The sequence below is a fragment of the Aquaspirillum sp. genome (genome assembly GCF_055136605.1).
The window spans coordinates 1-13,188 of record NZ_JBSQVP010000059.1; the positions used below are offsets into that span (position 1 = coordinate 1).

The following is a 13,188-nucleotide window of genomic DNA, read 5'->3' on the forward strand; positions in this document are numbered from 1 at the left end:
GTACCAGCCAACACCGCAGCGAACAACAATTTTGTGATACGCATGTTTTTCATCTCCTGATGTCATAAGACCATGACTGTTTACAACACAAACCGACATAGTATCGGCAAATCATAATTAAGAAAATATTAAAATGATGCCAATGGCGAAAAACTTTTCAGGCTATCTAGCAGCACAGAAATGTTATACAATATCATTTTGATCGCCACTTGCTACATTTATGGACGCTGAACTGTATCTACAGCGCGCAGCATCTCACTGCACCGCTCAAGGCAGCCGCCTCACGCCACTACGCCGCAAAATTTTACAACTCGCACTCGCCCAATCAGGTTTGATCAAAGCCTATCAGCTCCTGCATTGTTTACAAGCCGAACGGGGACTCGACAACGGCGTCGTCGCCCCACCGACCATTTATCGTGCATTAGATTTTCTGGTGGCTCATGGGTTTTTACATCGTGTCGATGCCCTCAACGCTTATGTGGTGTGTCCACATTTTGCCTGTGAACATGATGGCATTATGTTGGTATGTGACCATTGTGGCCAAGTACAAGAGGTTGATGCCGCGCAAAGCCTCAGCCCCCTATGGCAACACTGCCTACAACATGGCTTTCAGCCTCACCAACGCGACTTAGTGCTCACAGGAACGTGTCAACAATGTCAAACAGCCTAAGCACGCCGACTCAAGGTACAACGCCGGTTCACTTGCTGGCTGGATTCCTTGGCACCGGTAAGACCACCACGCTGTTACACCTGTTGGCCCAACGTCCCGCCACAGAAAAGTGGGCGGTTATCGTCAACGAGTTTGGTGAAATCGGCATCGATGGTGTGGTGTTACAACAACAGGACATTGAAGTGCGAGAAATCAGTGGGGGTTGTCTGTGCTGTACCACTGGCCCCCAGTTACCTGTTACTGTCACACGCCTATTGCGCGATCATCAGCCTGATCGTCTGTTCATTGAAACCAGCGGGCTGGCCCATCTGGCAACGTTAGTTGATCAACTAAAACGTCCACCGCTTGGCAATGCACTGGCGATGCAAGCGGTGATCACGCTTGTCGATGTTAGACAATTTTTTGATAGCCAATATCGCGATCATCCGGTATACCGTGACCAAATTCAAATTGCTGATGTTTTGGTTGCCAGCAAAACCGATCTCGCCAGCCCGGAACAGTTGTCGGCCTTCGAACAAGAAGGCGCCACGATGTTCCCCCCCAAACAAGCCATCTTGAATATGCAGCATGGCCATCTCAGCCCCGATGTATTGATGATAGGCACAGTCTCGCCAGCCCCGAGTCGCTATCGGCCCAAATTACCTGACGCCGACAGTGCAATTGGCAGTTGTGGTTGGCGTTTTCCGGCACAGCAACGCTTTGATGCCGATCGTGTCGCACAGCTTTTTGATCAGCTGCCACACTTGGTGACAGGGCTATGGCGAGCCAAAGCCGTGCTATACGTTCATCAACAACGCTTGTGGTTTAACTGGAGTGCTGGGCAATGGGGTGTTGAATCTGTGGCATGGCGCGGTGAAAGTCGCTTCGAGCTAATTTGTCATCAAACACAAGATTTTTCCGACCTCGAAGCAGCGTTACACGCCTGTCTGGTTACCGATTATTGAAGCAGGAACAGTTATGCATCATCACACAGGTTTTAGCCTGTTTGCCGCCTCATTGTGGGCGCGGCTGGGTTTGGTTGCCTTGGCAGCAACAGTGTTATGGCTTGGGGTTTATTGGGCAATCTCACGATGAATAGCGTCTCTCTCCCCAACCATGCCGAACTTGGCCTCGACAATCTCACCGTTTCTTATCAACGCCGGCCAGCGATTCATCACCTCAGCGGCAGATTCACCCTCGGCAGCAGCAATGCCATTTATGGGCCGAATGGCGCTGGCAAAAGTACGGTACTTAAAGCGTTGCTGGGTTTAGTACGTCCGGATCACGGCACAGTGATGTGTCACGGTATCCGCACAGCAGATATTGCTTATCTCCCTCAAGCCAGTGACATCGACCGCAGTTTACCGATCACTGTGGCTGATTTGGTATTGACGGGACTATGGCAACGAATTGGCATGTTTCGCGCTGCCGGTAAGACAGGCCGACAACGGGTCAGTGCAGCGCTGACCACCGTCGGTTTATCGGGTTTTGAACATCGTCCGATTTATCAGTTATCGGGCGGTCAATTTCAACGGGTATTGTTCGCCAGAATTTTGGTCCAAGATGCCAAAGTGATTTTGCTCGACGAACCATTCAACTCGATTGATGCCAAGACCACCGAGGAACTGCTGGCACTGATTCACCAATGGGTCTTAGAACAACGTACGGTCATTGCCGTGTTACATGACGAACAACAAGTCCGCAACCATTTCCAACACACGCTTTTACTTGCCCGCGAAATGATTGCATGGGGCCCAACACACAAAGTGCTCACCCCAGCTCATCTCCAACGTGCACGGATGAACGTAGCCGTATGGGATGAGGCACCGCCAGTCTGCCATCGTGATGATGCCGTTGTAACCGCTTCTTGAGACGTACCGTGACCTTCTACGATTTGTTTTTTGCTCCTTTTGTGGAGTTCAGCTTTATGCGCCGCGCGCTGGTGGGCTGCATTGCCCTCGCCTTTGGCTGCGGCCCGATTGGCTTGTTTTTAGTGATGCGGCGGATGAGTTTAATGGGCGATGCCATGAGCCATGCTGTCTTACCGGGGGCGGCCGTTGGTTATTTATTGGCTGGTTTATCGCTCCCCGCGATGAGCATTGGCGGGTTTATTGCCGGTGTCAGTGTGGTGTTAATCGCTGGTCTTGCCAGCCGCTTTACTGAGTTGAAAGAGGACGCCAGTTTAGCAGCGTTTTACTTATTGTCTTTGGCAGCGGGGGTCTTATTGGTCACCCGTTTTGGCAGCCAAGTCGATTTAATCCATATCTTGTTTGGCTCGGTTCTTGCCGTAGATAACGCCGCACTCTACCTCGTTTCGACTATTGCCACCCTTTCCATGCTAACCCTCGCGGTCATTTATCGACCCTTGTTGTTAGAAAGCCTCGACCCCGCTTTTCTCCGTGCCAGCGGTAACCGTGGCGGGTGGTATTACCAAATTTTTATGTTGTTGGTTGTGTTGAATTTAGTCGCGGGTTTTCAAGCACTGGGCACGTTGATGTCGGTGGGGCTGATGATGATTCCGGCAGTCAGTGCCCGACTCTGGGCACAATCCATTGGCTATATGTTGCTATTCGCAATTGGTATCGCACTGTTTTCCGGTTATGGCGGTTTGTTACTGTCTTTCCACTTCGACTTGCCGTCTGGCCCAGCGATTATCTTGCTCGCCGGCAGCCTATACGCCATCTCGCTATTGATTGCCCCTGCCGGTGGGGTATTAGGTCGCTATCTTCGCTTACGCCATTTAGAACGTTAGGAATACCCACTCAATGAAAAAATCGCTTCTTGCCCTAACCCTCAGTGTCAGTTTTGCCGTTCCAGCATGGGCAGCAGAACCCTTGCCGGTGTTAACCAGTTTCAGCATCCTAGCCGACATCACACAACAAGTCGGTGGTGAACGTGTCACGGTCAGCAGTTTAGTTGGCCCCAATCAAGATGCCCATGTGTATCAACCTTCGCCACAAGACGTTAAAAAACTGTTGGCAAGCCGTGTTTTTGTGGTCAATGGTTTAGGATTCGAAGGCTGGATTCAACGCCTGACCCAATCCAGCCAATATCGTGGTCAAACAGTGGTAGCCAGCGAAAAAATCAAACCCCTCGCTGTCAAAACCAGCCATGGACACGATCACGGACATCGCCATGATCACGGAAAAGGTGTCGATCCCCACGCTTGGCACAACCCACAGCATGTCATTCAATATGGCCATACCATTGCACAAGCCTTAGCAAAGGCCGACCCTGCCGGTGCCAGCTATTATCAGCAGCGCGCCCAACAATTTGAACAGCAACTGCGCCAGCTCGACCAATCGATTGAGCAACAGTTTGCCACTATCCCAGTAGCACAACGTAAAGTAATCACTAGCCACGATGCTTTTTCTTATTTAGGACAACGCTATCAAATCCGCTTTCTCGCACCACAAGGGATGAGTACCGAATCGGAAGCCTCTGCCGCCAGCGTCGCCAAATTGGTCAAACAAATTCGCCAAGAGAAGGTTAAAGCGTTGTTTGTCGAAAATATGGCCGACCAACGCCTACTACAGCAAATTTCACAAGAAACCAACGTCAAAGTTGGCGGTAAGTTGTATTCCGATGCTTTGTCCGCAGGGGCACCAGCGGGTTCGTACATTAAGCTAATGCAATATAATGCTAAAAATCTCGCTTCTGCATTGCAATAATTGCGCTAGAATTGCCATCCATCCCCTGTTTTCCTTTATAAATTAGGGGGTGGGTGTTTATTTTCTTTGACATTGGCGTTTAATTTGTTAAATTAGACCAAACATAGCTTGTCTAACACAATTCTTTGTCCTGTTTATTCAGCTACCGAGGCAAAATTCCTGTCTCACATCCGCTTGGCTGCAAACTTTGGTCACGGTTACTGACAAAAATTTTAGGTATTTGTCCATAACAGTGCTCATCTTTGACAAAAAATCGGATAAAGTAGCGTTTTTGTTATTCTGAACGAGGTTTGCATGTCTCGCACACCCAATACGTCCCAATCAGCAGCTCTCGACGCCGACTCGCCTGATGCTTTCTGCAGCACACGCCAAGCCGCCACTCGTCTTGGTGTGTCAGTAGGGACAGTACAGCAAATGGTCGAACAAGGCGTGCTATCTGGTTGGAAAACCGCCGGTGGACACCGCCGGATTAGTCTACGTTCGCTTGAAACGCTGCTGCGCTCCCGCGTTGGCGCAACGTCCTCATCTGACGCACACACGCTGTCAGTGCTGATCGTTGAAGATGATCCTTTCGAACAAGCGTTCTATCGCGAAACGCTGGCCGAAATGAAATTGCCATTAAAATTAGAAATCGTTGGTAATGGTTTTGATGGTTTGCTGGTTGTCGGTCGTCAACGCCCTGATGTGTTGATCTCTGACTTGATGTTGCCCGGGATGGATGGCTTTTTGATGATTCGCGCCCTGCGTGCCGATCCAGATTTATCCTATCTTGATATTGTCGTCGTCAGTGGCCTCAGCAGCGAAGAAATCGCCGAGCGTGGTGGTTTACCAGAAGATGTGACTGTCTTTTCCAAGCCTATTCCTTTCCGTGAATTACACGGCTATTTACTCGCTAAACGTATCCAGCTCGGTCGACGCGGCGCACGCTAATTCCTTTCTGCCAGCCCGTCTGCATGATATCCGGAAGTTTTAATATGCTGAATCAATCAGAATTTGACGCGCTGGCGGCACAGGGATATAACCGTATCCCCGTTACGCTGGCTTTATTTGCCGACCTCGACACGCCCTTGTCGGTTTATTTGAAGCTAGCCAACCAACCTTATTCCTATTTGCTTGAATCGGTTGTAGGCGGGGAACGGTTTGGTCGTTACTCTTTTATTGGCCTACCTGCGGCAACCCGCTTGCGGGTGAATGGTAAACGGGTACAAGTCGAACACGGTGATCGAGTCCTCGAAACCCACGATGGTGACCCACTGGCGTTTATCGAAGCATTTCAAAATCGCTTTTCTACCCCACCACAGCAAGGTCTACCGCGCTTTTGTGGCGGTCTTGTCGGTTATTTCGGTTATGAAACGATCAAACTGATCGAGAAAAAATTGGCTGATTGCCCAAACAAAACCGACACAATCGGCACCCCCGATATTTTGTTAATGCTGTCAGAAGAACTGGCCGTGGTAGACAATTTATCGGGCAAATTGCATTTGGTCGTGTATGCCGACCCAGCCGTTCCAAATAGCTATCAAAAAGCCCTTGCACGCTTGGAAGTATTACGGCAAAAACTGCGTGAGCCCACGCCGATGCCGCTGTCGAGTCCATCTCAAGTAACCACAGCACACAGTGTCTGGGGACAAGAGGCGTTTAAAGACGCAGTGAGCCGCAGCAAGGCCTATATCCAAGCGGGTGACATCATGCAGGTGGTGTTATCACAGCGGATGGAAATGCCTTTTAACGACAGTCCACTGTCACTGTATCGCGCCCTACGCAGCCTCAATCCCTCGCCCTATTTGTTCTTCTACCATTTTGATGATTTTCATGTCGTCGGAAGCAGCCCTGAAATTCTGGTACGCCAAGAAAACCGAACGGTCACCGTCCGCCCAATCGCCGGTACCCGTGTGCGCGGTCAAACACGCGAAGAAGATCAAGCACTCGCAGAGGACTTGCTGGCCGATCCCAAAGAGATTGCTGAGCATGTGATGTTGATGGATTTGGGCCGCAATGATGTTGGTCGTGTTTCGGAAACTGGCTCAGTGCAGGTCACTGACCGCATGGTGATCGAAAAATATTCACACGTAATGCACATCGTCTCTAGTGTGGAAGGCCGTTTGCAAAAGCAACTCGGTAATCTGGATGTGCTAAAAGCGACTTTCCCAGCAGGGACTCTATCTGGTGCGCCCAAAGTCCGCGCCATGGAAATCATTGATAAACTAGAACCGATTAAGCGTGGGATCTACGGCGGTGCCGTCGGTTATCTCGGTTTTAACGGTGATATGGACTTGGCGATTGCGATTCGGACAGCGGTGATTAAGGATGGCACCTTGTTTGTGCAAGCGGGTGCCGGTGTGGTGGCCGACTCGGTCCCAGAAAGCGAATGGCAGGAAACGTGCAATAAAGCCCGCGCTGTGCTGCGCGCCGCCGAATTGGTGCAACACGGTTTGGATGCCTAATGCCCTGATTGACAAAATCAGGGTATAATTGCCCGACATAATAGGGCAATAGATATGACAAAGCAAAAAGCCGTTCTCACACCCTTACTCACTGCCTCCCGAGCAAGTGTGATACTGTTTTTGCTGTATTTGCTCAGTTTTTTGCTGTATTTGCTCAGTGGCTGGGTGTCGTTGCTGTTAATCGCACCACCCGGCTACGCCATCCCCATTTATCCCCCTGCCGGTTTTGCCCTTGCCTTTGCTCTGATCTATGGCGTTCGGGTTTGGCCGGCGGTGTTGTTCGGCTCTATCGGCATCCAATGGTTATTAAACACCTCACAACCGATGTCGAGTGGTATTGGCTGGCCGATGCTGTCCTTTATCCCCCTTGGGGCGGTATTACAGATGTGGGTGGGACACCGCCTTGCTAAAACGCTACTCCCCTTCCCGTACGCCTTAGATACCCCAAGCAGTATTGCGCGGTTTTTACTGATTATTGCACCACTGGGTTGTCTCATCAGTGCCGGTGTGGGGATTGCCACGCTCTATTTTGCCGGTCATCTCAAAGGTGATGATCTTGGCTTTAATTTATGGAGTTGGTGGATCGGCGACACCCTCGGGGTGTTGATTGTCACGCCCTTGGTATTTGCCTTGTTGGGCCAACCGCGTAGCGATTGGATAGGCCGCCGTTTAGTGATTGTGTTGCCGCTTATCGTGGCACTGTCGGTGGTTGCGGTTGCACATACCCATATCAACCGCTGGGAGAAACAACGGTTGGCAAGCGAATTTGAACGCGATGCCAATCACCTCAGCCAATTGCTCAGCCATCGGCTACGCGTGCAAAAGGACATGGTTTTTGCACTGGAGCGGTTTTTGATTTTACACCGCAATTTAACCGCTGCTGATTTCAAAACATTTGTCTCTGCTTGGTTACCACGCTATCCCGGTTCGCAAAATATTGCATGGAGTCCGATGGTGCCAGACAGCCAACGCACCACATTTGAACAATACTGGCAACAACAACTGCAACAACCCGATTTTTCCATTCTGGTGCGCGACCCAAACGGCAAAACCTTCCCCGCCCCCACGGCATCGCATTATTTGCCAATTTTATTTGTTGAACCATTACAAAAAAATCTCAGTGTCCGAGGCCTCGATCCACTGGGTTTTGCCCCCACTCGTTCTGCGATTGAAACTGCGCTCCATAGCGGCAACCCCTCAGCCGCCCAAGCCATTCGCCTAGTACAAGAAGCCCATCATCAAAAAGAACAGCGCGGCATTGCGGTCTATCACGCCGTGTATGCACCAGCGGCAACCCCAAATGAAAAACCCACCTGGCTAGGGGTGATTTCGACCGTGTTTCGGATGGATGATGTGTTACAAGCCACGTTGGGCAATCCCAGCGAGCAAATTGAAATTTGCCTAGTCGATATTTTTTCACCACCAAGTAAACAGCGACTCTCGGGACCAGACGGCTGTCAATACAACAGTTGGTTGGCCGGCCACCACCCGATTTATCGAGAAACCTTACAATTTGGCGGTCGTGAATGGGAATTACGCTTGCGTCCAACAGAATTGTATTTGGCCCATAAGCGGACATGGGCAGCATGGTTTATGTTGGCAGCCAGCTTAGGTTCGGTGGCGGTCTTGGGCGCTTTCTTACTCTTAATCAGTGGCCGCACACGGCGAGTCGAGGAACACATCGAATATCTCGCCCACTACGATGTGTTGACCAACTTACCAAACCGCAATTTATGGCGGCAACAAGCAGAAGAAGCGATTGGTGAAGCACAAAAATATCAAGATAAACTGGCTATCTTGTTTTTAGACCTCGATCACTTCAAAACCGTGAATGATTCGCTCGGTCATCCTGTTGGCGATCAACTCTTAACCATCGTGGCAGACCGCCTGTCGTCCTGCCTGCGGCAAGAAGATGTGTTGGCCCGACAAGGGGGCGATGAGTTTGTCTTAGTCTTGCCAGCCCTCGACAATCCACAGCAAGCGGGGGTTGTCGCACAGCGTATGTTGACCACCCTTGGGCAAAAAGTTGACATTGAAGGGCACGAATTAAAACCATCCATGAGTATCGGTATTGCCATTTACCCCGAAGATGGCGAAGACATCGATACATTGTTGCGTCATGCCGATTTAGCCATGTATAGCGCCAAAGCCGATGGCCGCAACAGTTACCGTTTCTTTGAAGAAGAAATGAATGCCCGCGCTTTAGAGCGTTTGATGTTGGAAAGCGCACTACGACGTGCGATTGAACGAGATGAGTTAGTGTTGTTCTATCAAGCGCAATTTGATACCGAACAGCAAGGCTTTTTTGGTTGTGAAGCATTGGTTCGTTGGCGACATCCTGAAATGGGGATGATTTTGCCAGCACAATTTATCCCAGTCGCAGAGGAATCAGGGTTGATTGTGCCGATGGGAGAATGGATTTTGCGCGAGGCGTGCCGACAACAAGTGCGCTGGCAAATGGAAGGCAAGCACATCATTATTGCGATTAACATTTCGGCACTGCAATTTGCCAAGCCCGACTTTGTCACCACTGTCGCAAAAATTTTGCAAGAAACGGAAGCCGACCCTGCCTTTATCGAGCTGGAAATTACCGAAAGTGCGTTGATGCAAAACAGCGAGGTCTTACAAAAACGCTTACAAGCGTTGCGTGATTTGGGCCTGACCCTCGCCTTAGATGATTTTGGCACCGGCTATTCTTGCCTTGCCTATCTCAAACAACTGCCGATTAGCCGCATTAAACTCGACCGTTCTTTTGTCAAGGAACTGCCAACCGACAGTGAGGATATTGCGATTGCCAGTGCAACGCTGTCATTGGCACACAATCTGGGAATGGAAGTGGTCGCCGAAGGGGTCGAGAACGAAGATCAAAAGATCTTTTTGGAAGGGCTGGGCTGCCGTTTTATGCAAGGCTATTTCTTCGCCCGCCCCACCGCCCCCGACCATTTTCTACACGTTCCACAACTGAAATCCGTACCGGTGACGGGAGTTGTGGTGTGACGGCCTTATTCTGTTTTTGGCCATAACAATGCAAGTTGTTTTTGCCCTTTGCCCAATTGGAAAGTTTGTGCTTTTTGCACGCCATTTGCCATCGCTTCGATGCGGTAGGTGCCGGCGGGTAATTTCACCAAGACCAAAGGCCCCAAACCCGCGGCTTCCATAACTTTATCCCCTTTGGGCGTGCGGATGGTGATGGCTACGTTGGCCAAATACTCCGCGCCTCCCTCACGCAAACGCGCCAGTTCAATATACAGCGGGTATTGTTTAGCGGCAGCTTTAATCGCCTCGGTTTCATCACTGCCAATCCCACCCGAGATATACGTTGCCTGACCAGCATGTTGCACAGGTGGCAAGGCTGTCTCATCCGCCCATGCAGGCAGAGCAAGCGATAAGGTAGCGAAAGACATCACGGTTAACAGACGTTTCATCATCGCATCTATCCTTTCTAAATATTAGAAATTGCTACTTTGTTTAGCATCGAGGCAAAGCAAACGAATTTCAAGCACCAGATGCCCCACGGCCAACAAAATCAGAACGATTGAAAAATGGGGGAAAGCATTTTTAGAATATCCGTTTTACTGGATTCCTTTTGATCAAGCAATGAACATCTGCCAATCTTGTGGCGCATGTTGCGCCCATTTTCGCGTGTCTTTTTATTGGGCTGAAGCCAATGATGGGGGCGGCCCTGTCCCTGCTGATTTAACCGAAAACATCTCACCACATCTGCGATGTATGAAAGGCACATGGTCAAATCAACCCCGCTGCATCGCCCTCGCCGGCACCATAGGGGAACAAGTGCACTGCACCATTTATCAGCAGTGCTCCTCCACTTGCCAACAACTTACAGCAGGATCGGAAGGCTGTTTACGCGCACGCCAACGTTGGGGTTTGCCAGCGATTACCCACGAAGAACAGCCCTATCCCGATTTTAATAATCCACAAGCAGCTTAAATTTCAACTTGCGAACCTAATTCAATCACACGATTGGTTGGAATATTAAAGAAAATCATCGCACTGGTGGCACTGCGGCTCATCCAAATAAAGATTTTTTCACGCCAACGTGCCATCCCACCACTCAGTGTGGAGACAATCGTTTCACGGCTGAAAAAGAAAGAGGTTTCCATCAAAGCAAATTCTAAACCGTGCAGGTTCTGATTATACAAAATTGCTGGAATATCTGCCGTCTCTTTAAAACCATAACGGATTATTAAACGATAAAATCCATTTTCGAGAGAAATTAAGGTGACCCTCTCCTTATCATCAACAAAAGGGACGTCTTGATTTTTGACGGTCAACAAAATAATTCTCTCATGCAAAACTTTATTGTGATATAGGTTGTGCAATAAAGCATGTGGTACGCCTTCATCACTTGCGGTCATAAAGACAGCTGTACCACTCACACGATGAGGCGATGAATAAGATAGGCTAGTAATAAATGGCTCTAATTCAATCAAGTTTGGTTTTAGGCGATCAAATAAAATTTCACGGCCTCTTTTCCAGGTCAACATAAGAACACAAATCATACAACCTAGGAATAAGGGGAACCAACCACCATCAGCAATTTTCAGCAAATTAGAGCTAAAGAAAGCTAAATCAATCAGCAAGAAAATACCACCCACCAAAATTGCTAACCCAAGCGGCCACCGCCAAACATAACGCATCACCACACATGCCAACAGTGTCGTTACAATCATCGAACCCGTGACGGCAACACCATAGGCAGCAGCAAGGTTACTCGATGTTTTAAACCCTAAAATGGAAATCATCACACACAGAAACAGAGTCCAATTCACAAATGGAATATAAATTTGACCAGCAGATTGTGCCGGATAAAAAATATCCATCCGAGGCCAAAAACCCATTTGGATTGCCTGTTTTGTCAATGAAAATGCACCAGAAATCACAGCTTGTGAAGCAATAACGGTTGCTAGCGTTGCCAAGACAACCATCGGATACAACGCCCACTCAGGAAACATTAAGAAAAATGGGTTTTCAATTGCCTCGGGGTTATCTAATAACAATGCACCTTGCCCAAAGTAATTGAGTCCTAAAGAGGGCAAAACTAAAGAGAACCACGCCTTTCTAATCGGCTGTACGCCAAAATGTCCCATGTCAGCGTATAACGCCTCGCCTCCGGTTAAAGACAATACCACTGCACCCAAGGCAATAAAAGCCACTAATGTGTTCTCAACACAAAAGTTAAAAGCATAATAAGGATTGATGGCATATAGGATATCTGGTTTTTTGGCAATACTCATCACACCGAAGACAGCCAGACAGCTAAACCATAACAACATGATCGGGCCAAAAAACTTGCCAACTTTCTCTGTACCGTTTTTCTGTACTAAGAACAACAGCGATAAAATTAAAATGGCAATAGGAAGGATATAACGATCAAAAACAGGAGTAGCAACTTTTAAGCCTTCAATTGCACTCAATACGGATACTGCGGGTGTAATCACACAATCACCATAAAAAAGTGCAGCACCCACAACCCCTGCAACAAGTAAAATTTTATGAAAATGAACAGGAGATTGACGTAATGCGAGGGCTAATAATGCAAGCACACCACCCTCCCCTTTATTGTCTGCTCGCATAATAAAAATTACGTATTTTAGTGTAACCACTAAAATTACCGACCACAAAATTAAAGATAAAATACCAAAGATATTAGTAGGTAGTAGTTCAATGCCACTCTCAGCATGGAAGCATTCACGTAAGGTATATAGCGGACTTGTACCAATATCCCCATACACCACGCCAATTGCCCCAACGGTTAGAGCTAATAATGTCTTTTTATCTGTTGCTGTAACATCTTGCATAAAAAACTGGCTTTCATCCCATTATAGGGTCTGACGAAAGTAGCTATGTTACTCCTCGCAACATGTCATGAATATGATTGTGGATTTTATTTAGTAAATTATAAATTTTAGATATGCTTAAGTTGCAGTAAAAAATAAAAGCCTGAGGAGATACACAAAAACCATATTGATTCGATTATTGTATGTTGTCCTCAGGCTAAATCACTGTATTAACAACGGAATACTGCGCTTCGCCCTTGCAACTGTTGAATTAACTCGGTTAAGCGGTGGGTGGCTTCGGAGGCTTGGTCGGCCATGGTAGCGGCCTGCATCCCGTGTTGCGATAACGCACTCAAACTGTGATGGATATTGTGCACTGCACGATTTTGTTCTTCCGTGCCGTGAGCAATTTGCCGGTTCATCTCAAACATCGTGCGTAAACGCAGGCTAAGCTGTTGCAAATCATCCTTAGCCTGTTGCAGCTGCGCCATGCCTTGCTCGGCATTGCTAAAACTGTTGGACAACTGTTGGGTCATGGCCTCGTTAGCCGAACGCAGATTTTCGGTCGTGTGTTGAATTTCCGTGGTCGAGGCCTGTGTGCGTTGTGCCAAAGCACGCACCTCATC

12 protein-coding genes are annotated in these 13,188 nt (G+C 48.6%); 9 read left to right on the forward strand and 3 right to left on the reverse strand.

The genetic code is table 11. The features are described from left to right. Nucleotides 1-220 precede the first annotated feature (220 nt). From ACTBZS_RS09775 to ACTBZS_RS09810, 8 genes are all read left to right on the forward strand, one after another. Nucleotides 221-670, forward strand: coding sequence for a Fur family transcriptional regulator (locus ACTBZS_RS09775; protein ID WP_463043986.1), 450 nt, complete (start codon nt 221-223; stop codon nt 668-670). Continuing rightward, the gene (locus ACTBZS_RS09780) at nt 655-1,614 is read left to right on the forward strand and encodes a CobW family GTP-binding protein (protein ID WP_463043987.1); all 960 of its coding nucleotides are present in this window, start codon (nt 655-657) and stop codon (nt 1,612-1,614) included. Before ACTBZS_RS09775 ends, ACTBZS_RS09780 begins: the two co-directional genes overlap by 16 nt. 126 nt (nt 1,615-1,740) lie before the next feature. After that, nucleotides 1,741-2,520 (forward strand): metal ABC transporter ATP-binding protein, encoded by a 780-nt coding sequence (locus ACTBZS_RS09785; protein WP_460429971.1) that lies wholly within the window; start codon nt 1,741-1,743, stop codon nt 2,518-2,520. A gap of 56 nt (nt 2,521-2,576) precedes the next feature. Continuing rightward, a complete protein-coding gene (locus ACTBZS_RS09790) occupies nt 2,577-3,401 on the forward strand; it encodes a metal ABC transporter permease (RefSeq protein WP_460429970.1) in 825 nt (274 codons plus the stop codon). Nucleotides 3,402-3,414: 13 nt separating this feature from the next. Continuing rightward, nucleotides 3,415-4,320: a metal ABC transporter substrate-binding protein gene (locus tag ACTBZS_RS09795; protein WP_463043988.1), complete on the forward strand. Its 906-nt coding sequence runs from the start codon at nt 3,415-3,417 to the stop codon at nt 4,318-4,320. A 294-nt stretch (nt 4,321-4,614) separates the two neighbouring features. Beyond that, nucleotides 4,615-5,250: a response regulator gene (locus ACTBZS_RS09800; RefSeq protein WP_460429968.1), complete on the forward strand. Its 636-nt coding sequence runs from the start codon at nt 4,615-4,617 to the stop codon at nt 5,248-5,250. Between the two features lie 44 nt (nt 5,251-5,294). Further along, the gene (gene trpE / locus ACTBZS_RS09805; protein ID WP_463043989.1) at nt 5,295-6,764 is read left to right on the forward strand and encodes an anthranilate synthase component I; all 1,470 of its coding nucleotides are present in this window, start codon (nt 5,295-5,297) and stop codon (nt 6,762-6,764) included. Between the two features lie 54 nt (nt 6,765-6,818). After that, entirely contained in the window at nt 6,819-9,761 is a 2,943-nt protein-coding gene (locus tag ACTBZS_RS09810; protein ID WP_463043990.1) for an EAL domain-containing protein, read from the forward strand. Nucleotides 9,762-9,766: 5 nt separating this feature from the next. On the opposite strand, the gene ACTBZS_RS09815 is transcribed toward ACTBZS_RS09810, so the two are convergent. Continuing rightward, complete coding sequence (locus ACTBZS_RS09815) at nt 9,767-10,192, reverse strand: hypothetical protein (RefSeq protein ID WP_460429959.1); 426 nt, start codon at nt 10,190-10,192, stop codon at nt 9,767-9,769. A gap of 169 nt (nt 10,193-10,361) precedes the next feature. Between ACTBZS_RS09815 and ACTBZS_RS09820 the strand changes: the two genes are divergently transcribed. Next, the gene (locus ACTBZS_RS09820; RefSeq protein WP_463043991.1) at nt 10,362-10,712 is read left to right on the forward strand and encodes a YkgJ family cysteine cluster protein; all 351 of its coding nucleotides are present in this window, start codon (nt 10,362-10,364) and stop codon (nt 10,710-10,712) included. Here ACTBZS_RS09820 and ACTBZS_RS09825 read toward each other — a convergent pair. Both ACTBZS_RS09825 and ACTBZS_RS09830 read right to left on the reverse strand, forming a co-directional pair. After that, nucleotides 10,709-12,583: a potassium transporter Kup gene (locus ACTBZS_RS09825; protein WP_463043992.1), complete on the reverse strand. Its 1,875-nt coding sequence runs from the start codon at nt 12,581-12,583 to the stop codon at nt 10,709-10,711. The genes ACTBZS_RS09820 and ACTBZS_RS09825 overlap by 4 nt on opposite strands. Nucleotides 12,584-12,792: 209 nt before the next feature. After that, nucleotides 12,793-13,188 (reverse strand): methyl-accepting chemotaxis protein (locus ACTBZS_RS09830; protein WP_463043993.1); only part of this gene is annotated, 396 nt, incomplete at its 5' end.